The following is a 23,595-nucleotide window of genomic DNA, read 5'->3' on the forward strand; positions in this document are numbered from 1 at the left end:
GGCAGCGTTACCACGCGGAGCGTGGGAACGATCAGAGGGAGGGGCCATTCAGCCATTCCTGGTTCATGGTCTCCGTATCGCCCAAGTATTCCAGCAACCACGCCATGGCTGGCGACAGCTTGTTCTGCGCCCACGCCACACACGACGGGCTGGCCGGAAATGGCCGGCTCAACTGCAGCGCGACCAAGTCCCCGCGCTCGATCCATGGCAATACCTGATGGGCCGGTGCCATCCCTACACACAGGCCATCGCGCAGGCAATCCAGAGCCGACGCCCAGTTGGGCACCACCAGGCGACGCTGGTTATCCAGGGTCCAGGTGTCGCGCTTGGGCAGGTTGCGTGAGGTGTCGGTCATGCACAGCGAGGCAAAGGGGCGCAGTTGGTCATCACTGAGTAAACCTTCCACCGCAGCTAAGGGGTGCCGGGCGCTGACCACGCACAGCCAGTTCAACAGGCCCATGTCGCGGAAGCTGAAGTGGCTGGCCACCGGCACCGCGCTGGTGGCGCCGATCACGATGTCGGTGCGTTCATCCGCCAGCGCATCCCACACGCCGTTGTACACCTCGTATTCGAGCAGCAATTCCACTTCGGGAAACTGCCGATAGAAGTCGAGCACCAACTGCCGGCAGCGCTGGGGTTTGACGATGGAGTCCACGGCCACCTTCAACTGGCCGCTCCAACCATTGGCCACCTGTTGGCACAGGCGCCGGGTGCCGAGCATTTTTTTCATCACGCCGCGGGCTTCGTCGATAAACAAACGGCCGGCGGGGGTCAGTTCTACGTCGCGATGCCGCCGCACAAACAGCGGCACGGCCAGCCATTCTTCAAGCTGGCGCACGGTGTAGCTGATGGCCGACGGTACGCGGTGCAGTTCCTGGGCGGCGGCGCTGAAGCTGCCGTGACGGGCAACGGCGTCGACCACATCCAGGGAATATTCCGACCACATAGGTAATGCCTTCAAAATTATTGATAAGAGTGTCCAATTATTATCGCTTCACACAGATATTGTCAGCTTCATAATGGGCGCCAGTCAGCAAATAGTTTGATGGCAGTATCTACAAGGCTTCGATGAAAAATTCTTTTGGTTTTACCTGGTATCTGGCGGGGCTGAGCATGCTCGGTTATCTGGCCATGGACATGTACTTGCCGGCGTTTGGCGCCATGGGCGAGCAGTTGAACATTGGTGCTGGCGCGGTGGGCGCCAGCTTGAGTATTTTCCTTGCCGGCTTTGCGCTGGGGCAGTTGCTGTGGGGGCCGCTCTCGGACCGCCTGGGGCGCAAACCGATTCTGATCGCGGGCCTGAGCCTGTTTGTGCTCGGTTGCCTGGGCATGTTCTGGGTTCAGAGCGCGCCGCAACTGCTGGCCCTGCGCTTTATGCAGGCGATTGGCGTGTGTGCCGCCGCCGTCAGTTGGCAGGCCTTGGTGATTGATCGCTACCCGGCCGACAAGGCTCATCGCGTCTTCGCCAGCATCATGCCGTTGATGTCGCTGTCTCCGGCCCTGGCTCCGCTGTTGGGTGCCATGGTGCTCAATCACTTTGGTTGGCAGGCGATCTTCGGCGTGTTGCTGGTGGTGTCGTTGCTGCTGTTGTTGCCGACGTTATTTCTGTGCAACGTGCCCAAGCGTTCGGAGCACAAGGGCAGCCCGGTGCGCCTGGGCTATGGGCAATTGCTCACCTCGCGGGTGTTTACCGGCAATGTGATGATCTTCGCCGCCTGTTCGGCCAGCTTCTTCGCTTGGCTGACCGCCTCGCCGTTCATCCTCGGTGGCATGGGTTACAGCCCGAATGACATTGGCCTCAGCTACGTGCTGCCGACCCTGGCGTTTCTCGTTGGCGGCTACAGTTGCCGCAGCGCCTTGCAGCGCCTGCCGGGGAAAACCCTGCTGCCGTGGTTGCTGGTCGCCTATTGCTTGAGCATGGTGGCGTTGTACCTGGTGGCCACCTTGAGTGTGCCGACCCTGACCACCTTGTTGATCCCGTTCTGCCTGATGGCGCTGTGCAACGGCGCCAGCTACCCGATTGTGGTGGCGAATGCGCTGATGCCCTTTGCGGAAAATTCCGGCAAGGCGGCGGCCCTGCAAAACACCCTGCAGTTGGGCCTGTGCTTCCTGGCCAGCCTATTGGTGTCGTCGATGATCGAGCAACCGCTGTTGATCACGGTGATTGTGATGCTGGCGACCGCGCCGCTGGCGGTGTTGGGGTATTGGTTGGCACGGCCGAAGGGCAATTCTTCCGAACTGGCCAACGCCTGAGCTGACAATACGATCAAAGTGTGGGAGCTGGCTTGCCTGCGATAGCGGTGTATCAGTGCCAGATGGGCTAACTGACAGACCGCTATCGCAGGCAAGCCAGCCCCACATTGTTTTGCGTTTCTTCAGTTAGAACGTCACTTCCATGTTCAGCGTCGGCGTTGAGGTGCGGCTGCCACGCCCACCGTCCACGCCGAATTTGTTATGCCAGTACTCATACCCCACCCCCAGGTACAAGTTCGGCTTGACGCTTTTACCCGGTCGCCCCGCCACCATCAGCGCCGTACGCATCAGCGCTTCCGGTGCGGTATCGCGGCCATGGTAGTCCTCGCCTTTTTCCCCGACGTAGTTAATGAACCCCTGGAATTTTGCCGCATGGTTGCCCACCTCGAACGGTCGCATCCAGGTCAGGTTGAGCATGTAGGTAGCGTCGAAGGTGTGGTTCGACTCTTGCGCGCCGGGAATGCCGGTGTGGTTCTTTTCCTTGTAGTACATCAGGCTCAGGTCCAGCACGCCGACAGTGTTGAACTTCAACGTAGGGCCAATCACCAGGGCGCGCTTCTTGGCGGAAGCGAAGTTGTTGTTGCGGTTGGCGTCGAAGCCCAGGGTCAGCGCGTAATCCCTGATCAGCCCCGTGCCCGGCGGCAAGTCGAACACGCGTGAGGCATACAGCTGATGCCGGTACACGGCGTACACCTCGCTGCCCCCGTGGTCGGTGCCTTTGCGCGGGTCGCTGCTGTCGGACAGGAATACGTCGAGGTTGAGGAAATTGCTGCCGTAACGGTAGCCGCTGGCGTGGGTAAAACTGTAGATGCGCTTGCTGAAGTCGTCGGGGTTGTTCGGGTTGGTGAAGTGCTGCCCGTAGCGGAACCCGACGCTGTTGTTCATCCATTCCACCGCAACAGCCTCCCCGCCGCCGAGAAGGGTCAATGCGACGGTGGCGCCCTGTAGTGCCTTTTTCATTCTTTTTGTCCTTTGGCGTTCTGGCTCGTGACGGCCGGATTGTTTTTGTAACGCCGTTGGAGGGTATCTTGTTCGATTGATTGTATACAACTCTATGGACATACAGTCTTAACATTGCATACAGTGAGCGCACAACAAAAACAGAGAACCCCTCACCATGACTATCCCGAAGGCGTCACCGCAGCGGCCCGAAGATGAAAATCTGGGCGTCGCCGCCAACATGGCTTACGGCCTGCAGCATGTGCTCACCATGTATGGCGGTATCGTCGCCGTGCCGTTGATCGTCGGCCAGGCAGCCGGGTTGTCGCCGGCGGATATCGGCTTGCTGATCGCTGCATCGCTGTTTGCCGGTGGCCTGGCCACGCTGCTGCAAACCCTGGGCCTGCCGTTTTTCGGCTGTCAGTTGCCGCTGGTGCAGGGCGTGTCGTTCGCGGGTGTGGCGACCATGGTGGCGATTGTCGGCAGCGACGGTGCCGGTGGTGTGCCAGCGATACTCGGGGCGGTGATGGCCGCATCCTTTATCGGTTTGTTGATCACCCCGGTGTTCTCAAGGATCACCAAGTTTTTTCCGCCGCTGGTGACGGGCATTGTGATTACCACCATCGGCCTGACCCTGATGCCCGTAGCGGCGCGCTGGGCCATGGGTGGCAACAGCCGGGCGGCGGATTTTGGCAGCATGTCTAACATCGGCCTGGCCGCGCTGACTCTGGTGCTGGTGCTGCTACTGAGCAAGATCGGCAGCGCAACCATCTCTCGCTTGTCGATCCTGCTGGCCATGGTGATCGGCACGGTGATCGCGGTGCTGCTTGGCATGGCGGACTTCTCTGGTGTCATGCAGGGGCCGATGTTCGGTTTCCCCACGCCATTTCACTTCGGCATGCCCACCTTCCATGTGGCGGCGATTATTTCCATGTGCATCGTGGTGATGGTGACGCTGGTGGAAACGTCAGCGGATATCCTGGCGGTGGGCGAGATCATCGACACCAAAGTGGACTCCAAGCGCCTGGGCAACGGCCTGCGCGCCGACATGCTGTCGAGCATGTTCGCGCCGATCTTCGGTTCGTTTACCCAGAGCGCGTTCGCCCAGAACGTCGGCCTGGTGGCGGTGACCGGGGTCAAGAGTCGGTTTGTGGTGGCCACTGGCGGGGTATTCCTAGTGGTGCTCGGCCTGCTGCCATTCATGGGCCGGGTGATCGCGGCCGTGCCCACCTCCGTGTTGGGCGGCGCCGGGATTGTATTGTTCGGCACGGTGGCGGCCAGCGGGATTCGCACGCTGTCCAAGGTGGATTACCGCAACAACATGAACCTGATCATCGTCGCCACATCCATCGGCTTCGGCATGATCCCCATCGCCGCGCCCAGCTTCTACGATCAGTTTCCAAGCTGGTTCGCGACCATCTTCCACTCGGGCATCAGCTCGTCGGCAATCATGGCGATATTGCTGAACCTGGCATTCAACCACTTCACCGCCGGCAACTCGGACCAGCAGTCAGTGTTTGTGGCGGGGACTGAGCGCAGCTTGTGCTTTCGCGACGTGGCCGCGTTGCGCGATGGCGATTACTACCGGGGTGGGAAGTTGTTTGATGCCGAGGGCAAGGAAATTCCCCTGGTAGCGGATACCTTGAGGAAAGCATCCAAGGCTGAGACCAGCGAGGTTTAACGAGCGACCCGTGTACCCTGTGGGAGCTGGCTTGCCTGCGATAGCGATGGTGAATTCACCGGTGCTATCGCAGGCAAGCCAGCTCCCACAGGGATTCAGCCGGCCTTGAGGGCTTTGTGCGGCAACGAACACGCCTCATCCAGAAACTTCACCACCGTCCCCATGCATGCCTGGCGTTCTTCCACATGGGGCATGTGGCTGGAGTCTTCAAACAGTGCCCAGCGCACGTCCGCTATCTCATCCAGGAACGGCTTGACCACCAACGGTGTGGCTTCGTCATGTCGACCGGAAATCACCAGGGTTGGCACCTTGATGGCTGACAGGCGGCCGATCACATTCCAGTCCTTCAAGCTGCCGATCACGTGGAATTCGGTCGGGCCGCTCATGGCGTGGTACACCGTCGGGTCGGCATCCACCTGGGCGAAGGTGCGTGCCACTTCTTCGGGCCACGGGTTGACCCGGCACACATGCTGGTCATAGAAAATCCGAGAGGCCGCGAGGTATTGCGGGTCTTGGTAGGTGCCGGCCTGCTCGTGCTTGAGCAGGGTTTCGTGCACGCCTTCAGGCAACAGCTTACGCAGGCGATTGGCTTCGCTGACCCAGGTGCGCATGCAGGTGGGCGAGTTGGCAGGGATAAACGCGCGCAGGCCTTTGGGTTGCAAGATCGCGTGTTCGCTGCCGAGCATGCCGCCCCAAGATTGCCCCAGGATCGCGTAGTTCTCACTGATTTGCAGGTGGTCCAGCAGGTTGTTCAACTCGTCGAGGAACAGGCCGATGGTCCAGAACGACGGATCTTTTTCCGGCAAATGCGTGGAGCGGCCGTTGCCCAACTGGTCGTAATGGATGACTGCGTGGCCGCTGGCGGCGACGTCCTTGAAGGCGTCGACGTAATCGTGGGTGCAGCCCGGGCCGCCATGGATGATCACCAAGGGCGTGCGGCCTGTGCTCAGGTCGCCCGTGACGCGATACCAGGTCTGATAGGCGCCAAAGGGCGCGTAGCCTTCGCGAACTTTTTCGATGAATTCCATTTCGTACCCTGCTCTGAAAAAAAGGATCAGGGTTACGATAGTCTGAACAAAAAGTTTAGGTAACTAGCAAAACAGATAGGTTTTTGCCGAAAGCTCAATCTTCCAGCAAGCGGTAATGGGTGGCTCGAACCACCGCTTGAACACGGTTTTTGGCCCCCAGTTTGTGCATGGCCGAGGCCAGGTGCAGGGTGACCACTGCCAGGGAGCGGCTCAATTGCGTGGCGATTTCAGCGGCGGTAAGGCCTTCTGCCGCCCATTTCAGGCATTCGCGCTCGCGCTTGGTCAGGCGGATGTGCGGATAAGCCCGCACCTCCTTGCTGAACAGCGGGTACGCCGCTTCCTGGAGGGCATGGGTAATCAGGCTGAAATCGGCCAGCGTATGTTGGGCGTCCTTCAATACCGTGCGCGCCTTGCCGGTGCGTAAGCCGGTGAGCGAGGCAAAACCGCCCTTGGGCAGATGAATCGGCACACTGACGCCGCAGGTCAGCTGGCGTTCATGCAGGTAGGAGGAAACGGGAGCGTGGCACGGGTCGATGATCTTTTGCAGGGCGGTCTCAGTCTTGGCCTCATAGGACCAGACAAACGGTGATACCGAACTCAATGCCAGGTGTTGCACCGGGTCGATCTGGTAAAACCCTTCGCTGCACCATAAGGCGTGCCAGTCGGCCGGTGTGTTGCGCAGTTGCAACAGCGAAGGCGTGATCAGTGCGCCGTTGAGGTCGATGGGCACCGGGCTGTAGTCATACACCAGCGCATCGAAGCCCAGTTGTTGGGCCAGGATAAACGTATTGTCCATCTGTTCATCCAGGCTCCTGCCCGGTATGAGGCGATTATTGAAGGCGGTCAGCTTGGCCAGCATCCGTTCTGCTCCCGAATTCATTTGAATCTCGACTTGCTGCAAGTAGAATGCCACGCCCCGGCGAAGGACTGCCAGGCCAAACCTATAAGAAATACTAGGTTATGGACGCACGGCATCCTCGGTAGTGTTGACCTGATAAACGGCCGCTACCCGCCAGGCCGATACAACACAAGGAATGTATGCATGTGGCGTGAAATTGCCCCCGACCAGCAGTACAACGTGCAAGTCGACGGCCATAACCTCGTGGTCTACAGCTTTGGCGAAGGCGATGAGGTGCTGCTGTGTCTCAACGGCGGGCCGGGCCTGCCGTGTGACTATCTGCGCGACGCCCATGGCTGGCTCAAAGCACATAACCTGCGAGTGGTTGCATTCGACCAGCTTGGCACAGGCGCATCAGCCAGACCGACCGATGCCGCACTGTGGGAAATCCGCCGTTATGTCGAAGAAGTCGAGACCGTGCGCCAGGCGCTGGGCCTGGGCCGCGTGCATTTGCTCGGGCACTCCTGGGGCGGTTGGCTGGGGATCGAATATGCCGTGCATTATCCCGGTGCGCTCAAAAGCCTGATCCTGGAAAACACCGTCGGCGACATTCCCCACCTGTCCCAGGAACTGGAGCGCCTGCGCGGCGCCCTGGGCAGCGAAACCGTGGCCATGATGCAACGCCACGAAGCCATGGGCACCCTCGACCACCCGCAGTACCAGGCCGCCATCACCTTGCTCAACTACCGCCACGTGTGCCGGCTCGACGAATGGCCGGAGCCGGTCAAGCGCTCCCTGGGCGACTGGAACATGGGGCCGTACGAAACCATGCAAGGCCCCAACGAGTTCCTCTATATCGGCAACCTCAAGGACTGGAACCGCCTCAAGGAAATGGCCGAGTTCACGATGCCGATCCTGATCACCACCGGCCAGCACGACGAACTTACCCCCGCTTGCGCAATGCGCATGAAACTAGCAGCACCCCACGCCGAGTTGCATGTGTTCCCCAACAGCAGTCATATGCCGTTTTACGAGGAGCCGCAGGCGTACTTCCCGGTGCTGCTGGACTTCCTCGCTCGCCACCGAGACTGACGCATGAACCTGGCGCGCTACCGTTTTGTGTTGTCCCGGCCCCTGCAATTGCTGCCGGTGCTGCTGGGCATCAGCCTGATCACCTTCGTGTTGGTGCGCTCGATTCCTGGCGACCCGGCGCGCGCCTTGCTGGGTTCGCGCAGCACGCCGGATGCGCTGCTGAAGATCCGCGCCCAGTTCGGCCTCGACCAGCCTTTGTGGTTGCAATACTTTTACTTCCTGAAAAACCTGCTCAAGGGCGACCTCGGCCAATCGCTGCTGTACAAGGTCGACGCCCTGAAACTGATCGTCACCCGGATCGAGCCGACCCTGGTGCTGGTGCTGGGCAGCGTGGTGCTCGCGTTGTTGATAGCGGTGCCACTGGCAACGATTGCGGCGCGCCAGCAAGGCCGTTGGGCAGACAAGCTGATCCGCGTGTTCACCACGGTCGGCCTGGGCATGCCGGCGTTCTGGCTGGGGTTGATGCTGATCCTGCTGCTCAGCGTGAAATGGGGCTTGTTCCCGGTGTCCGGTTACGGGCGCACCTGGCTGGACAAGGCGCACCACATGCTCTTGCCGTGCCTGACCATCGCCCTGGCGCTGTCGGCGGTGCTGGTGCGTAACCTGCGGGCGAGCATGTTGATGGAATTGCAGGCGGATCACGTCACCGCCGCACGCGCACGCGGGCTGTCGGAAGGCGCGGTGTTTCGCCGGCATGTGCTGCCCAACGCTCTGGTGCCGGCGGTCAACCTGCTGGCGGTCAACATCGGTTGGCTGATCAGCGGCACGGTGGTCATCGAAAGCCTGTTCGCGATTCCAGGCATCGGCCAGTTGCTGGTGCGCGGCATTTTCACCCGTGACTACATGGTGGTGCAGGGCGTGGCGATGGTGCTGGCCTGTGCCACGGTGGTGGTCAACTTCATGGCTGACCTGGTGACAGTGGCCCTCGACCCACGGGTGAAGATGCAATGAGCAGTCGCCCCCTGATGGCCCCATGGCGCTTGCGCCTGCGCTTTGGTTTTCGCAATGGCCGACTGACCGCCGCATGGGGGTTGTTGATCCTGTTCGCGTGGTTGGCCCTGGCGCTGTTTGCGCCGTGGGTCGCGCCCTATGACCCCATCGCGCAGGACACCGGCATGAGTTTGCTGGCCCCCAGCCTTGCCCATCCGTTGGGTACGGACAATTACGGCAGGGACATCCTGTCGAGGGTGATCTGGGGTGCGCGCATCGACCTGCAGTTGGCGGTTATCGGGGTGATCTTCCCTTTCATCATTGGCACCTTTATCGGTGCGGTCTCGGGTTATATCGGCGGGCGTTTCGACAGTGTCTGCATGCGTGTGATCGACGTGGTGCTGGCGTTCCCGTTCCTGGTGCTGATGCTGGCGATCATGGCCATCCTCGGGCCGGGCTTACAGAGTTTTTACATCGCCATGGCGCTGGTGGGCTGGGTGTCGTATGCGCGCCTGATTCGCTCGCAGATCCTGGTGCTCAAGGAAAGCGAGTTCGCCCTGGCCGCCAAAAGCCTGGGCTTTGGCCATGGGCGCATTCTGTTCCGGCATTTGTTGCCCAATGCGCTGTTTGGCTCCATCGTGTTTTCCATGTCCGACGCGGTGCTGGTGCTGCTCAACGGCGCCGCCGTCAGCTACCTGGGCCTGGGGGTGCAACCACCGACCGCCGAATGGGGGACGATGGTGGCCGAGGGGCAAGCCTTTATCACCACCGCCTGGTGGATCTGCACCTTTCCGGGCCTGGCCATCGTGACCTTGGCCATGGGCTTCAGCCTGTTGGCCGATGGTGTTGCACAGGTATTGGGGGAGCGCTCATGAGCCTGCTGAAGGTGCGCGACCTCAGTGTGATCGCCAACAACGCCGGGCGTGAGGTCACCTTGGTGGACCGGGTGTCTTTCGACCTGGCCGAGGGTGAAATCCTCGGCCTGGTGGGCGAGAGCGGTTCGGGCAAGACCATGGCCTGTCGCAGCCTGATGCGTCTGTTGCCATCGCCCAACCTGCGGGTGCAGGGCGGCGCGGTGCAGTTGGCCGGCCAGGACTTATTGGCACTGGATGATGCCGGTATGCGCGCCGTGCGCGGCGGGCAGTTGGGCATGGTCTTCCAGAACCCCAGCAGCCACCTGGACCCGCTGATGCGTATCGGTGAGCAGATCGCCGAGGGCATCCGCCTGCATCAAGGTGCGTCGAAAAAAGACGCGCGCTTGCAGGCGATCGAGGTATTGCGTCAGGTCGGGATTCCCGATCCGCAGGCCCGGGTCGACAACTACCCCCATGAGTTTTCCGGTGGCATGCGCCAGCGCGCCATGATCGCCGTGGCCCTGGGCTGCAACCCGAAGGTGTTGATCGCCGACGAACCGACCACGGCCCTGGATGTGACGGTGCAGGCGCAAATCCTGCGGCTGTTGCTCGACCTGCGCGACCAGCGTGGCCTGTCGATCATCATGATCACCCATGACCTGGGCGTGGTGGCGCAAACCTGCGATGCCATCGCCGTGATGTACGCCGGGCGCCTGTGCGAGCACGGCAGCAAATACGAACTGCTGGCCCAACCGCAACATCCGTATACCGCAGGCCTGATCGACTGCCAGCCGGCCCACAGCAGCGGGCATGCGTTGTTGCGCACCATTGCTGGCCAGCCGCCGTTGCTCGATGCATTGCCCGACGGCTGCCGCTTCCACCCGCGCTGCCCGCAGGCAGGCGCCTTGTGCACCGAGTTGCTGCCCCAGGGCGCACGCGTGGCCTGTCACTACCCGTTGGGAGCGCGCCCATGAGCTTGTTACAGGTCAAGGATCTGGAAGTGCGCTTTGCCGCGTCCGGCAGCGGCCTGCTGGGCCTCAACCGCCAGTGGGTGAGGGCGGTGAACGGGGTGTCGCTGAACCTCGCCGCCGGTGAAACCCTGGGTTTGGTGGGCGAGTCCGGCAGTGGCAAGAGCACCCTGGGCCGGGCAATTCTGCACCTCAACCCGATCAGCGCCGGGCAGGTGTTGTTCGACGGTATCGACATGGCCCATGGCAGCGCCATCGACATTGCCCGGCTGCGGCATGAAACCGCGATGATTTTCCAGGACCCCTACGCCGCACTCAATCCACGGCACAGCATTGGCGAAACCCTCGCCGAGGTACTGCGTGTGCAGGGTAAGGTGGCGGCGCAGCAGATTCCTGAGCGTGTGAATGAGTTGCTCGAACTGGTCGGCTTGCGTCCTGAGCTGGCTTCACGCAAGCCCGGCTCCCTCAGTGGCGGCCAGTGCCAGCGCGTGGGTATCGCCCGGGCGCTGGCGGTGGAGCCGCGCCTGATCATTGCCGATGAATGTGTGGCGGCGCTGGATGTGTCGATCCAGGGTCAGATCATCAACCTGCTGCTGGAACTGCAACAGCGTATGAACCTGGCGATCCTGTTTATCGCCCATGACCTGGCCATCGTGCGACGCCTGTGCGACCGCGTGGCGGTGATGTACCTGGGCAAGATCGTCGAGGAAGGCCCGGTGGAAGCGGTGTTCACCGCGCCGCGTCACCCGTATACGGCGGCGCTGATCCAGGCCATCCCGGAGATCGATCCGCACCGGCCATTGCCTGCGCAGCCATTGCCCGGCGAACCGCCGAGCCCGCTGAATCTGCCGACTGGTTGTGCCTTTCACCCGCGTTGCCGGTATGCGCAAGCCAAGTGTTCCTCGGTATTGCCCCCCACCCATTTCCTGCACGAGCATCGGTACAGTTGCGTGCTTGAAGACCCTTTGCTTTGACCTTCTGCCATTCATTAACAAGGAGTTGTGATATGCACTCGCGCCACTTGAAATTGCTCGCCGCCGCTACCCTCACGGCCTGGTCGCTGACCGCCGGCCTGGCACAGGCCGCCGGTGTGCTCACCATCGGCTGCCGTGAAGACAGCACCACCTTCGACCCGATCAAAAGCGCGCAAAACCGGGACACCTGGGTATTTGCCAACGTCTACGACACCCTGGTGCGCGTGGATAACCTGGGCACCAAAATGGAACCGGGCCTGGCCGAAAGCTGGGACATTTCCAAGGATGGCCTGACCTACACCTTCAAGCTGCGCGAGGCGAAGTTCTCTGACGGCTCGCCGATCACTGCCGCCGACGCCGCATTCAGCCTGCTGCGCATCCGCGACAACAAGGCCTCCTTGTGGAGCGACCCGTTCAGCCTGATCAACACCGCCACGGCCAGCGATGCCAAGACCCTGGTGGTCACCTTGAAAACCCCGGCGGTGGCCTTCCTCTCGCAACTGGCGTCGCCAACGGTGTCGATCCTGTCGGAAAAAGCCATGACCAAGATGGGCGAAGACGCCTACTCGGAAAACCCGGTGACCTCCGGCGCGTTTACCGTGGACGAGTGGCGCAAGGGCGACCGCGTGATCCTGAAGAAAAACCCGAATTTCTGGCAGGCCGGCAGCGTGAGCCTGGACGGCGTGGAATGGGTGTCGGTGACCGATGACAACACGCGCATGCGCATGGTGCAGAACAACGAACTCGACACGGCGATCTTCGTGCCGTTCTCCCGGGTCGAAGAACTGAAAAAAGACCAGAACGTGGTGATCCACGCCGACCCGTCCACCCGTGAAGATCACCTGTTGATCAACCACGAGCACGGCTTGTTGGCCAAGCCGCAAGTGCGCCAGGCCCTGGACATGGCCATCGACAAGCAATCGCTGGTCAAAGCCGTCACTTACGGTCAAGGCACCGTGGCTTATTCCTACATTCCAAAGGGCTCGCTGTACCACTACGCCAACAATCTGCAACGCCCGTACGACCCGGCCGAAGCCAAGAAGCTGCTGGCCGCTGCAGGTGCCCAGGATTTGAAGCTCAACTACGTGGTCAACGCCGGCAACGAGGCCGACGAGCAGATCGCGGTAATCATCAAAGACCAGCTGGCCAAGGTCGGTGTGACCGCCAACCTGCAAAAAGTCGACCCGACCCAAAGCTGGCAGATGCTGGTAGACGGTGAGTACGATATTTCGGTGATGTACTGGACCAACGACATCCTCGACCCCGACCAGAAAACCACCTTCGTGCTGGGCCACGATACCAACCAGAACTACATGACCCGCTACAAGAACGACCAGGTCAAGGCCTTGGTGGCGGCTGCGCGGATCGAGGCAGACCCGGCCAAGCGTGAGCAAATGTATGTGGAGTTGCAGAAACTGGCCAAACAGGATGTGAACTGGATTGACCTGTACTACAGCCCGTACATCAATATCTCACGCAAGAACGTAAGCAACTTCCTGCAGAACCCGTTGGGGCGCTTCACCCTTGAGGAAGTGGTCAAAAACTGAGTATTTGAGTACACCACAAAGCAATGTGGGAGCTGGCTTGCCTGCGATACAGACACCTCGGTGCTTCAGTGACACCGCGGTGATGCTATCGCAGGCAAGCCAGCTCCCACCTTTGTTTTGCGGTGTGTCAGGGCTTACTGCGCATCGAAGGCCTGGCCGTTGATGCCCGCACTGTCCGGCCCCATCAGGTACAGGTACACCGGCATGATCTCTTCCGGCGCCGGCCTTTCCATCGGGTTTTCCCCTGGGTACGCCTGGGCGCGCATGCTGGTGCGGGTGCCGCCCGGGTTGATGCTGTTGGCGCGCACTGCGGCCACATCTTCCAGTTCATCGGCCAGGGTTTGCATCAGCCCCTCGGTGGCGAACTTGGACACGCCATAGGCACCCCAATAAGCACGGCCCTTGCGCCCGACGCTGCTGGAGGTGAATACCACCGACGCATCCTGGGACAGCTTGAGCAACGGCAGTAAAGTGCTGGTCAGCATGAACATCGCGTTGACGTTGACGTGCATCACCCGCATGAAGTTCTCGCCGGACAACTGCTCGATGGGCGTGCGCGGGCCGATGATCGAGGCGTTGTGCAACAAACCGTCGAGGTGGCCGAATGCCTTTTCGATCATCGCTGCCAGCTCATCGTATTGATGGGGCAGGGCGGTCTCCAGGTTGAACGGGATCACCACCGGCTGCGGGTGGCCGGCGGCTTCGATCTCGTCATACACCTGGGCCAGGTTGGCTTCGGTCTTGCCCAGCAACAGCACGGTGGCGCCATGGGCGGCATAGGTCTTCGCCGCTGCCGCGCCAATCCCGCGACCGGCGCCGGTTACCAGGATGATCCGGCCTTTGAGCAGTTCTGGAGGGGCAGAGTAATCAAACATAAATAGCCTCGACAAATTTCAAGGTGATACAGCTCTCGAAGTGGAGTCCATATCCTGTGGGAGCTGGCTTGCCTGCGATGGCGGACGACCGGTCGCCAAATGTGCTGGCTGGCAGACCGCTATCGCAGGCAAGCCAGCTCCCACATTGCTTCGAACCATCAGCAACTGCACAGCGCGTTATCCAGCACCTTGCGCAATTCCAGCGGGTGATCCACCACCACATCCGCGCCCCAGTGGCGGGGGTTGTCGTCCGGGTGGATATAGCCATAAGTGACCGCCGCCGTGCGCGTACCAGCATCGCGGCCGGATTCGATGTCGCGCAGGTCATCGCCCACGAACAACACGCTGGCCGGGTCCAGGTCGAGCATCTTGCACGCCAGAATCATCGGCTCCGGGTCCGGCTTGCTGTTTTTCACGTGGTCCGGGCAGATCAGCACGGCCGAACGCTCGGCCAGGCCCAGCCGTTGCATGATCGGTTCGGCAAAGCGCACCGGCTTGTTGGTGACCACACCCCAGATCAACTTGGCTTTCTCGATGTCTTCCAGCAGCTCGGCCATGCCGTCGAACAGCTTGCTATGGACTGCGCAATCCTTGAGGTAACGCTCCAGGAATTCCTGGCGCAGTTCCTCAAAACCCGGCGACTCCGGGTCCATCGAGAAGGTCACCGCGACCATCGCCCGCGCACCACCGGAAATTTCATCGCGGATGTGCTGCGGGTTGATCGGCGCCAGGCCACGGTCGGCGCGCATGGCCTGGCAGATGGCGATAAAGTCCGGCGCGGTGTCCAGCAGGGTACCGTCCATGTCGAAGAGAACCGCTCGCAACTTCACAGGCTTACTCCTCGCGCAGGGTCTGGATCATGTAGTTGACGTCAACATCGTTGGCCAGCTTGTAGTGCTTGGTCAGCGGGTTGTAGGTCAGGCCGATGATGTCCTTGACGGTCAGCCCGGCTTGGCGGCTCCACGCACCCAGCTCGGAAGGGCGGATGAATTTCTTGAAATCATGGGTGCCGCGCGGCAGCAGCTTCATGATGTATTCAGCGCCAATGATCGCGAACAGGTACGCCTTGGGGTTGCGGTTGATGGTGGAGAAGAACACCTGGCCGCCGGGCTTGACCATACGGAAGCACGCACGGATCACCGAGGACGGGTCTGGCACGTGTTCGAGCATTTCCAGGCAGGTGACCACGTCGAACTGCTCGGGCATTTCCTCGGCCAGGGCTTCGGCAGTGATCTGGCGGTATTCCACGCTCACGCCAGATTCGAGCTGGTGCAACTGGGCTACGGCCAGCGGCGCTTCGCCCATGTCGATGCCCATGACGGTGGCGCCGCGCTGGGCCATGGCTTCGCTGAGGATGCCGCCGCCGCAACCGACGTCCAGCACTTTCTTGCCGGCCAGGTTGACGCGCTCGTCAATCCAATTGACCCGCAGTGGGTTGATGTCGTGCAAGGGCTTGAATTCGCTCTCGCGGTCCCACCAGCGATGGGCAAGGGCTTCAAACTTGGCGATTTCGGCGTGGTCGACGTTGCTCATGGTGAATCCTCTGAATCTGATAAGTCGGTGTGTCGCGGCTGAACCCAAGGCTTCAGCCGCGTCGTTATTCGCTGTGCCCGCTGATGCGTTGGCCCCAGGCAATGGCCGTGGCGGTCAACTGTTGTTCATCCATGCGGGTCAATTGCCGGTCGTCGAGCAATGGCTTGCCGGCAACCCAAAGGTGTTTCACGCAATCGCGCCCGGTGGCATATATAAGCTGTGAGACCGGATCGTAGATCGGTTGTTGCGCCAGCCCGGAAAGATCAAAAGCGACGATGTCTGCCGCCTTGCCGACTTCCAGGGAGCCAATCTGGCTGTCCAGGCCCATCGCCCTGGCGCCGTTGAGTGTGGCCATGCGCAAGGCGCGGTGGGCATCCAGCGCAGTGGCCGAACCGGCCACGGCCTTGGCCAGCATCGCCGCCGTGCGGGTTTCGCCAAGCAGATCCAGGTCATTGTTGCTGGCGGCGCCGTCGGTGCCGATGGCCACGTTGACGCCAGCCTGCCACAAGCGCTCCACCGGGCAAAAGCCGCTGGCCAGTTTCAGGTTCGATTCCGGGCAGTGAATGACGCTGGTGTTGCTTTCTACCAGTAAAGCCAGGTCGTCTTCGCTGATTTGGGTCATGTGCACGGCCTGAAAGCGCGGGCCCAGCAAGCCAAGGCGAGCCAGGCGCGCCAATGGCCGCTCGCCGGTCTGCTCGATGGCTTGCTGCACTTCAAAGGCGGTTTCGTGAACGTGCATATGGATCGCGGCGTCCAGCTCTTCGGCGATCACCCGGATTTTTTCCAGGTTGGCATCGCACACGGTGTACGGGGCGTGGGGGCCGAAGGTGATTTTGATGCGCGGGTGGTGCTTGAGGTCGCCGAACAACTCGATACCCTGGCGGATCGCCTCGTCGGCACTGCTGGCGCCGGGGATCGGGAAGTCGAGGATCGGCAGCGCGATCTGCGCACGCATACCGCTGTTGTGCACGCAGTCACTGGCGACCTTGGGGTAGAAATACATGTCCGAGAAGCAGCTGATGCCGCCCTTGATCTGCTCGGCAATGGCCAGGTTGGTGCCGTCGCGCACGAACGCTTCATCGACCCACTTGGCTTCGGCGGGCCAGATGTGTTTTTCCAGCCAGGTCATCAGTGGCAAATCGTCGGCCAAGCCGCGGAACAGGGTCATGGCGGCATGGCCGTGGGCATTGACCAGGCCGGGGCTGAGCAGCATGCCGGGCAGTTCACGCACCTCTTGCGCCGCGAGCTTCAACGCCGCGTCCCGTGGCCCGATAAAGGCAATGCAGCCATCGCGGATACCCAGGCCGTGCTCCTTGAGCACCACGCCAGCTGGCTCGACGGGTACCAGCCAGGTCGGCAGCAGCAACAAGTCGAGCGGGGCGGCAGTGGAGGTCATCGCAGGCTTCTTCCCAGGCAGCTATAAAAGAAGGGCGAAGTATACCCGAGCGTCCTGGCTGGCGGATCGCTATAATCGGCGGCTTTTGTTCATGAGTGCGGGGTAAGGGATGCGCGACCGACTGTTGGCTGCAGACAAAGTGAAGGCCATCGAATGGCGTGATGGCGCGCTGCACCTGCTCGATCAGCGCGTTTTGCCGTCCCGGACGCACTGGGTGGCCTGCAGTACCGTTGAGTCGGTGGCCGACGCCATTCGCACCATGGTGGTGCGGGGCGCGCCGGCTATCGGCATCTGCGCCGCCTATGGCTTGGTCCTGGCCGCCCGCGAGCGTATCGCCGAGGGTGGTGACTGGCAGGCTGCATGGGAAGAAGACTACGGCTTGCTGGCCCATACCCGACCGACCGCATCGAACCTGTTCTGGGCCTTGCAGCGCATGCGCGACCGCCTCGACCGCCTCAAGCAGCACGCCGACCCGCTGGTGGCGCTGGAAGCCGAAGCCGTCGCGATCCATGAGAGCGACCGGGAGGCCAATGTGGTCATGGCCCAGTTGGGCATGGAGCGGATTCGCAAGCACCAGGGCAATGCCCAGGCGATCCTCACCCATGGCAACGCCGGCGCGTTGGCCTCCGGCGGCGTTGGTACAGCCCTCGGGGTGATTCATGCCGCGTATCTGGAGGGGCTGGTCGAGCAGGTCTATGTCAATGAAACCCGCCCGTGGCTGCAAGGCTCCCGTCTTACAGCGTGGGAGTTGGCGGGCCAGGGCATCCCGGTGGCGGTGAATGCCGACTCCGCCGGGGCACATATCCTCAAGACCAAAGGCGTGACCTGGGTGGTGGTGGGGGCTGACTGTATTGCGGCCAATGGCGATGTGATCAGTAAGATCGGCACTTATCAGTTGGCCGTGTGTGCCATGCACCATGGCGTGCGCTTTATGGTGGTGGCGTCGAGTTCGACCCTGGATTTGATGATGGCTACGGGGGAGGATGTTGCGCTGGAGCAGCGCGATATGGGTGAGTTGCTTGAGGTGGATGGGCAGCGGTTGGATATCGCGGCGTTTAACCCTGTGTTTGATGTGACCCCTGCGGACCTGATCGACGTGATCGTCACCGAAAAAGGCATTGTCGAGCGGCCAGACACTGCCAAACTGGCCAAGTTGATGTGTCGTAAGCGCCTGCATTGAGGGTGTCGGTGGCTGTGGGGGCTCTATCGCAGGCAAGCCAGCTCCCACCTTCAACCGTGTTCACACATCAAAGGTGGGAGCTGGCTTGCCTGCGATTGGCCCTTGAAGTCAATAAAACGTCTGCATTCCACCCTCGCAAAAAAGCACCATCGCGCCTCTGAGCCCCTCTCGTCCCCTTCAAGCCTGTCATCCGTCAAATTACTAGCCTCCATGCGCATCAGGGGGATAGGTGCGTGGCGGCGATTGTGATAACATCCGGCGGTTTCCAGGGCTGCCCCGAGGGGTGGCCTATAACGTGCAGATCCGTGTCATAACTCGTTGATTTGTCGTAAGTCGTTGTCAGGCACCGTGCCGGCAGCGGCGAGCTTCGTTCGTCCCGAATGGATGTGACGAGGTTTCACCCGAAAAAGGAATCAGGCTTCTCATGGGCGAACTGGCCAAAGAAATCCTCCCGGTCAATATCGAAGACGAGCTGAAACAGTCCTACCTCGACTACGCGATGAGCGTAATTGTCGGTCGGGCACTGCCTGATGCGCGCGATGGCTTGAAGCCCGTGCACCGGCGTGTGCTGTTCGCGATGAGCGAGCTGGGTAACGACTGGAACAAGCCGTACAAGAAATCTGCCCGTGTTGTCGGTGACGTGATCGGTAAGTATCACCCTCACGGCGACACTGCGGTGTACGACACCATCGTTCGGATGGCGCAGCCGTTTTCCCTGCGCTACCTGCTGGTAGACGGCCAGGGTAACTTCGGTTCGGTGGACGGCGACAACGCCGCGGCCATGCGATACACCGAAGTGCGCATGACCAAGCTGGCGCACGAGCTACTGGCCGACCTGCATAAAGAAACCGTGGACTGGGTGCCGAACTACGACGGCACCGAAATGATCCCGGCTGTCATGCCCACCAGGATTCCCAACCTGCTGGTCAACGGTTCCAGCGGTATCGCCGTGGGCATGGCCACCAACATCCCGCCGCACAACCTCGGTGAAGTCATCGACGGTTGCCTGGCCCTTATCGACAACCCTGAGCTGACCGTCGATGAGCTGATGCAATACATTCCCGGCCCGGACTTCCCGACCGCCGCGATCATCAACGGTCGCGCCGGCATCATCGAAGCCTACCGCACCGGCCGTGGGCGCATTTACATGCGCGCCCGCTCGATCATCGAAGACATCGACAAGGTCGGTGGCCGCCAGCAGATCGTCATCACCGAACTCCCTTACCAGTTGAACAAGGCACGCCTGATCGAGAAGATCGCCGAGCTGGTTAAAGAGAAGAAGCTGGAAGGCATCACCGAGCTGCGCGACGAGTCCGACAAAGACGGCATGCGCGTGGTCATCGAGCTGCGCCGCGGCGAAGTGCCGGAGGTGATCCTCAACAACCTCTACGCCCAGACCCAGCTGCAAAGCGTGTTTGGTATCAACGTGGTTGCCCTGATCGACGGCCGCCCGCGCATCCTGAACCTCAAGGACCTGCTGGAAGCCTTCGTACGTCACCGTCGCGAAGTGGTCACCCGCCGCACCGTGTTCGAACTGCGCAAGGCCCGTGAGCGTGGCCATATCCTGGAAGGCCAGGCGGTTGCGCTGTCGAACATCGACCCGGTGATCGCCCTGATCAAGGCCTCGCCAACCCCGTCGGAAGCCAAGGAAGCGCTGATCAGCACGCCTTGGGAATCCAGCGCCGTGGTCGCGATGGTTGAGCGCGCTGGCGCCGACTCGTGCCGCCCGGAGACCCTGGACCCGCAATACGGTCTGCGTGAAGGCAAGTACTTCCTGTCCCCAGAGCAGGCTCAGGCCATCCTGGAACTGCGTCTGCACCGCCTCACCGGCCTTGAACACGAGAAGCTGCTGGCCGAGTACCAGGAGATCCTCAACCAGATCGGCGAGTTGATCCGCATCCTCAGCAGCGCCGTGCGCCTGATGGAAGTGATCCGCGAAGAACTGGAAGTGATCCGCGCCGAATACGGCGACGTGCGCCGCACCGAAATCCTCGATGCGCGCCTGGACCTGACCCTGGGTGACATGATCCCGGAAGAAGAGCGCGTGGTGACCATCTCCCACGGTGGCTATGCCAAGACCCAACCGTTGGCGGCCTACCAGGCCCAGCGTCGTGGCGGTAAAGGTAAATCGGCTACCGGCGTGAAGGATGAGGACTACATCGCTCACCTGCTGGTCGCCAACAGCCACACCACGCTGCTGCTGTTCTCCAGCAAAGGCAAGGTGTACTGGCTCAAGACCTACGAAATCCCGGAGGCCTCCCGCGCTGCCCGTGGTCGTCCGTTGGTCAACCTGCTGCCGCTGGACAGTGACGAATACATCACCACCATGCTGCCGGTCGAGGAATACACCGAAGGTCACTTCATCTTCATGGCCACCGCCAAAGGCACCGTGAAGAAGACCCCGCTGGAATCCTTCAGCCGTCAACGCAGCGTGGGCCTGATCGCCTTGGAACTGGACGAAGGCGACGTGCTGATTTCCGCAGCCATCACCGATGGCGAGCGCGAAGTCATGCTGTTCTCCGATGGCGGCAAGGTTACGCGCTTCAAGGAATCCGACGTGCGCGCCATGGGCCGTACCGCCCGCGGTGTACGCGGCATGCGCCTGCCGGAAGGGCAGAAGCTGATTTCGATGCTGATCCCGGAAGAAGGCAGCCAGATCCTCACCGCTTCCGAGCGTGGTTATGGCAAGCGCACCGCCATCAGCGAGTTCCCGGAGTACAAGCGTGGCGGCCAGGGCGTGATCGCCATGGTCAGCAACGACCGCAACGGCCGTCTCGTCGGCGCGGTGCAGGTGCTCGACGGCGAGGAGATCATGCTGATTTCCGACCAGGGCACCCTGGTGCGTACCCGTGTGGCGGAAGTGTCGAGCCTGGGCCGTAACACCCAGGGCGTGACCCTGATCAAGCTGGCCAAGGACGAAAAGCTGGTCGGCCTGGAGCGTGTGCAGGAGCCTTCGGAAGTCGAAGGCGAAGAGCTCGAAGGTGAGGAATTCGAAGGCGAGGTTATCGCAGCTGGCGATGACAACGTTGACGAGCCAACCCTCGACGCTGCCGCAGACGAAGAAGAACCGCAGGAATAAGCGGACACACAGGGGGCGGATGAAGATTCGCCCCCTTGTTGTTTGTCCCCTATGAAACACAGCGCCCTTTGCCTGGACGCGGTCCATGTGGGAGCTGGCTTGCCTGCGATGCAGGCGCCTCGGTCATTCAGTGATACCGCGGCGCTGCTATCGCAGGAAAGCCAGCTCCCACAGATGTCCGCTCCAGAATGAGGGCGTTGCTGACATGATTGCAGCCCCACCAGATCAGAGTGAGATTGGATGTGAGCAAGAGAGCCTATAACTTCTGTGCCGGTCCCGCGGCGCTTCCTGAAGCAGTCCTGCAGCGTGCGCAGGGTGAACTCCTCGACTGGCATGGAAAAGGCCTCTCCGTGATGGAAATGAGCCATCGCAGCGATGAGTTCGTGTCCATCGCCAACAAGGCCGAGCAGGACCTGCGAGACTTGCTGGACATCCCATCCCATTACAAAGTGCTGTTCCTGCAAGGTGGTGCGAGCCAGCAGTTCGCCCAGTTACCGCTGAACCTGCTGCCAGAAGGCGGGACTGCCGACTATATCGACACCGGTATCTGGGGTCAGAAGGCTATCGAAGAAGCCTCGCGCTACGGCCATGTCAACGTGGCAGGCACCGCCAAGCCCTACGACTACTTCGCCATTCCCGGTCAGAACGAGTGGAAGCTGTCCAAAGACGCGGCCTACGTTCACTACGTCGCGAACGAAACCATCGGTGGCCTGGAATTTGATTGGGTGCCGCAAGTAGGTGACGTTCCGCTGGTGTGCGACATGTCCTCGGACATCCTCTCGCGTCCGATCGATGTGTCCAAATACGGCATGATCTACGCCGGCGCGCAAAAGAACATCGGCCCAAGCGGCATCCTGGTCAATATCATCCGCGAAGACCTGCTGGGCCGCGCCCGTTCCCTGTGCCCCACTATGCTCAACTATAAGGTCGCGGCCGATAACGGCTCGATGTACAACACCCCGCCGGCGTTTGCCTGGTACCTGTCGGGCCTGGTGTTCGAATGGCTCAAGGAGCAGGGTGGTGTGGCGGCCATGGGTAAGTTGAACGAAGAGAAGAAGCGCACCCTGTACGACTTCATCGACGCCAGCGGCCTGTACAGCAACCCGATCAACCTCACCGACCGCTCGTGGATGAACGTGCCGTTCCGCCTGGCGGACGACCGCCTGGACAAGCCGTTCCTGGCTGGCGCCGACGAACGCGGCCTGCTGAACCTCAAGGGCCACCGCTCGGTGGGTGGCATGCGCGCCTCCATTTATAACGCCGTCGACATCCGCGCCATCAATGCGCTGGTTGCCTACATGGCAGAGTTCGAGAAGGAACACGGCTAATGTCTGAGCAAGAACTCAAGGCCCTGCGCGTACGCATTGACAGCCTGGACGAGAAGGTCCTGGAGCTGATCAGTGAGCGTGCGCGCTGCGCCCAGGAAGTAGCCCGGGTGAAAATGGCGTCGCTGGCGGAAGGCGAAGTGCCGGTGTTCTACCGCCCCGAGCGTGAAGCCCAGGTGCTCAAGCGCGTGATGGAACGCAACAAGGGCCCGTTGGGCAACGAAGAGATGGCGCGGTTGTTCCGTGAAATCATGTCCTCGTGCCTGGCGCTGGAGCAGCCACTGAAAGTGGCTTACCTCGGCCCTGAGGGCACCTTCACCCAGGCAGCGGCCATGAAGCACTTCGGCCATGCGGTGATCAGCAAGCCGATGGCGGCCATCGACGAAGTTTTCCGTGAAGTCGCCGCCGGTGCGGTGAATTTTGGCGTGGTGCCGGTGGAAAACTCCACCGAAGGTGCGGTCAACCACACGCTGGACAGCTTCCTCGAACACGACATGGTGATCTGCGGTGAGGTGGAGTTGCGTATCCACCACCACCTGCTGGTGGGTGAAAACACCAAGACCGACAGCATCAGCCGTATCTATTCCCACGCCCAGTCCCTGGCCCAGTGCCGCAAGTGGCTGGACGCCCATTACCCGAATGTCGAGCGCGTGGCGGTGTCCAGCAACGCCGAAGCGGCCAAGCGGGTCAAGGGTGAGTGGAACTCGGCGGCGATTGCCGGCGATATGGCCGCGGGCCTCTATGGCCTGACGCGCCTGGCTGAGAAGATCGAAGACCGCCCGGATAACTCCACGCGCTTTTTGATGATCGGCAGCCAGGAAGTGCCGCCCACCGGCGACGACAAGACTTCAATTATCGTTTCCATGAGCAACAAGCCCGGCGCGCTGCATGAGCTGCTGGTGCCGTTCCACGATAACGGGATTGACCTGACGCGCATCGAGACTCGTCCTTCGCGCAGCGGTAAGTGGACCTATGTGTTCTTTATCGACTTCATCGGCCATCACCGCGACCCGCTGGTCAAGGGCGTGCTGGAGAAGATCAGTCAGGAAGCCGTGGCACTCAAGGTGCTGGGCTCTTACCCGAAAGCGGTTTTGTGAGGCTTT

At 61.3% G+C, this 23,595-nt stretch carries 20 protein-coding genes; 12 read left to right on the forward strand and 8 right to left on the reverse strand.

The genetic code is table 11. The features are described from left to right. Window positions 1–31: 31 nt before the first annotated feature. On the reverse strand, window positions 32–946 hold the full coding sequence (gene punR / locus RHM69_RS30390) for a DNA-binding transcriptional activator PunR (RefSeq protein ID WP_020301687.1): 915 nt from the start codon (window positions 944–946) through the stop codon (window positions 32–34). Window positions 947–1,068: 122 nt separating this feature from the next. Here punR and punC point away from each other — a divergent pair, with 122 nt between their 5' ends. Further along, entirely contained in the window at window positions 1,069–2,253 is a 1,185-nt protein-coding gene (gene punC / locus RHM69_RS30395) for a purine nucleoside transporter PunC (protein ID WP_020301686.1), read from the forward strand. A 126-nt stretch (window positions 2,254–2,379) separates the two neighbouring features. On the opposite strand, the gene RHM69_RS30400 is transcribed toward punC, so the two are convergent. Next, a complete protein-coding gene (locus RHM69_RS30400) occupies window positions 2,380–3,213 on the reverse strand; it encodes a nucleoside-binding protein (RefSeq protein ID WP_102666242.1) in 834 nt (277 codons plus the stop codon). 157 nt (window positions 3,214–3,370) lie between these two features. On the opposite strand from RHM69_RS30400, the gene RHM69_RS30405 reads away from it, so the two are divergent. Next, window positions 3,371–4,873: a nucleobase:cation symporter-2 family protein gene (locus tag RHM69_RS30405; RefSeq protein ID WP_014717605.1), complete on the forward strand. Its 1,503-nt coding sequence runs from the start codon at window positions 3,371–3,373 to the stop codon at window positions 4,871–4,873. Window positions 4,874–4,968: 95 nt separating this feature from the next. Here RHM69_RS30405 and RHM69_RS30410 read toward each other — a convergent pair whose 3' ends face one another. Both RHM69_RS30410 and RHM69_RS30415 read right to left on the reverse strand, forming a co-directional pair. Beyond that, window positions 4,969–5,901: a proline iminopeptidase-family hydrolase gene (locus tag RHM69_RS30410; RefSeq protein ID WP_019820652.1), complete on the reverse strand. Its 933-nt coding sequence runs from the start codon at window positions 5,899–5,901 to the stop codon at window positions 4,969–4,971. A gap of 94 nt (window positions 5,902–5,995) precedes the next feature. Next, window positions 5,996–6,760 (reverse strand): LuxR family transcriptional regulator, encoded by a 765-nt coding sequence (locus RHM69_RS30415; RefSeq protein ID WP_019820650.1) that lies wholly within the window; start codon window positions 6,758–6,760, stop codon window positions 5,996–5,998. A 183-nt stretch (window positions 6,761–6,943) separates the two neighbouring features. Here RHM69_RS30415 and RHM69_RS30420 point away from each other — a divergent pair, with 183 nt between their 5' ends. The 6 genes from RHM69_RS30420 to RHM69_RS30445 are packed head-to-tail and all read left to right on the forward strand — an operon-like array spanning window position 6,944 to window position 13,104. Continuing rightward, window positions 6,944–7,831 (forward strand): proline iminopeptidase-family hydrolase, encoded by an 888-nt coding sequence (locus tag RHM69_RS30420; RefSeq protein WP_019820648.1) that lies wholly within the window; start codon window positions 6,944–6,946, stop codon window positions 7,829–7,831. 3 nt (window positions 7,832–7,834) lie between these two features. Then, the gene (locus tag RHM69_RS30425; RefSeq protein ID WP_003189752.1) at window positions 7,835–8,782 is read left to right on the forward strand and encodes an ABC transporter permease; all 948 of its coding nucleotides are present in this window, start codon (window positions 7,835–7,837) and stop codon (window positions 8,780–8,782) included. Next, window positions 8,779–9,636 (forward strand): ABC transporter permease, encoded by an 858-nt coding sequence (locus tag RHM69_RS30430; protein WP_019820647.1) that lies wholly within the window; start codon window positions 8,779–8,781, stop codon window positions 9,634–9,636. The genes RHM69_RS30425 and RHM69_RS30430 overlap by 4 nt, the downstream gene beginning before the upstream one ends. Continuing rightward, window positions 9,633–10,589, forward strand: a complete 957-nt coding sequence (locus RHM69_RS30435; protein WP_102666244.1) for an ABC transporter ATP-binding protein — start codon at window positions 9,633–9,635, stop codon at window positions 10,587–10,589. The genes RHM69_RS30430 and RHM69_RS30435 overlap by 4 nt, the downstream gene beginning before the upstream one ends. Further along, window positions 10,586–11,557 carry an ABC transporter ATP-binding protein gene (locus RHM69_RS30440; protein WP_019820645.1) on the forward strand — a complete coding sequence of 324 codons (972 nt, stop codon included), beginning with the start codon at window positions 10,586–10,588 and terminating at the stop codon, window positions 11,555–11,557. Before RHM69_RS30435 ends, RHM69_RS30440 begins: the two co-directional genes overlap by 4 nt. 32 nt (window positions 11,558–11,589) lie before the next feature. Next, a complete protein-coding gene (locus tag RHM69_RS30445; protein ID WP_014717612.1) occupies window positions 11,590–13,104 on the forward strand; it encodes an ABC transporter substrate-binding protein in 1,515 nt (504 codons plus the stop codon). A 134-nt stretch (window positions 13,105–13,238) separates the two neighbouring features. Here the strand turns inward: RHM69_RS30445 and RHM69_RS30450 are convergent, their stop codons facing one another. The 4 genes from RHM69_RS30450 to RHM69_RS30465 form a co-directional block, all read right to left on the reverse strand. Further along, the gene (locus tag RHM69_RS30450; protein ID WP_014717613.1) at window positions 13,239–13,979 is read right to left on the reverse strand and encodes a YciK family oxidoreductase; all 741 of its coding nucleotides are present in this window, start codon (window positions 13,977–13,979) and stop codon (window positions 13,239–13,241) included. 158 nt (window positions 13,980–14,137) lie between these two features. Then, the gene (mupP, locus tag RHM69_RS30455; protein ID WP_003189759.1) at window positions 14,138–14,809 is read right to left on the reverse strand and encodes an N-acetylmuramic acid 6-phosphate phosphatase MupP; all 672 of its coding nucleotides are present in this window, start codon (window positions 14,807–14,809) and stop codon (window positions 14,138–14,140) included. 4 nt (window positions 14,810–14,813) lie between these two features. Next, window positions 14,814–15,512, reverse strand: coding sequence for a bifunctional 2-polyprenyl-6-hydroxyphenol methylase/3-demethylubiquinol 3-O-methyltransferase UbiG (gene ubiG, locus RHM69_RS30460; protein WP_003189760.1), 699 nt, complete (start codon window positions 15,510–15,512; stop codon window positions 14,814–14,816). A gap of 64 nt (window positions 15,513–15,576) precedes the next feature. Beyond that, window positions 15,577–16,908: a TRZ/ATZ family hydrolase gene (locus RHM69_RS30465; RefSeq protein ID WP_019820640.1), complete on the reverse strand. Its 1,332-nt coding sequence runs from the start codon at window positions 16,906–16,908 to the stop codon at window positions 15,577–15,579. A 109-nt stretch (window positions 16,909–17,017) separates the two neighbouring features. Here RHM69_RS30465 and mtnA point away from each other — a divergent pair, with 109 nt between their 5' ends. The 4 genes from mtnA (at window position 17,018) to pheA (ending at window position 23,589) form a co-directional block, all read left to right on the forward strand. Continuing rightward, entirely contained in the window at window positions 17,018–18,088 is a 1,071-nt protein-coding gene (gene mtnA / locus RHM69_RS30470) for an S-methyl-5-thioribose-1-phosphate isomerase (protein ID WP_072434401.1), read from the forward strand. 424 nt (window positions 18,089–18,512) lie between these two features. Continuing rightward, the gene (gyrA, locus tag RHM69_RS30475) at window positions 18,513–21,167 is read left to right on the forward strand and encodes a DNA gyrase subunit A (protein ID WP_014717617.1); all 2,655 of its coding nucleotides are present in this window, start codon (window positions 18,513–18,515) and stop codon (window positions 21,165–21,167) included. A gap of 242 nt (window positions 21,168–21,409) precedes the next feature. After that, window positions 21,410–22,495, forward strand: a complete 1,086-nt coding sequence (gene serC / locus RHM69_RS30480; RefSeq protein WP_102666246.1) for a 3-phosphoserine/phosphohydroxythreonine transaminase — start codon at window positions 21,410–21,412, stop codon at window positions 22,493–22,495. Next, window positions 22,495–23,589 carry a prephenate dehydratase gene (pheA, locus tag RHM69_RS30485; RefSeq protein ID WP_003172650.1) on the forward strand — a complete coding sequence of 365 codons (1,095 nt, stop codon included), beginning with the start codon at window positions 22,495–22,497 and terminating at the stop codon, window positions 23,587–23,589. The genes serC and pheA overlap by 1 nt, the downstream gene beginning before the upstream one ends. Window positions 23,590–23,595: the final 6 nt, after the last annotated feature.

Source organism: Pseudomonas sp. CCI1.1 (assembly GCF_034348165.1).
GTDB classification, from domain to species: domain Bacteria; phylum Pseudomonadota; class Gammaproteobacteria; order Pseudomonadales; family Pseudomonadaceae; genus Aquipseudomonas; species Aquipseudomonas paracarnis.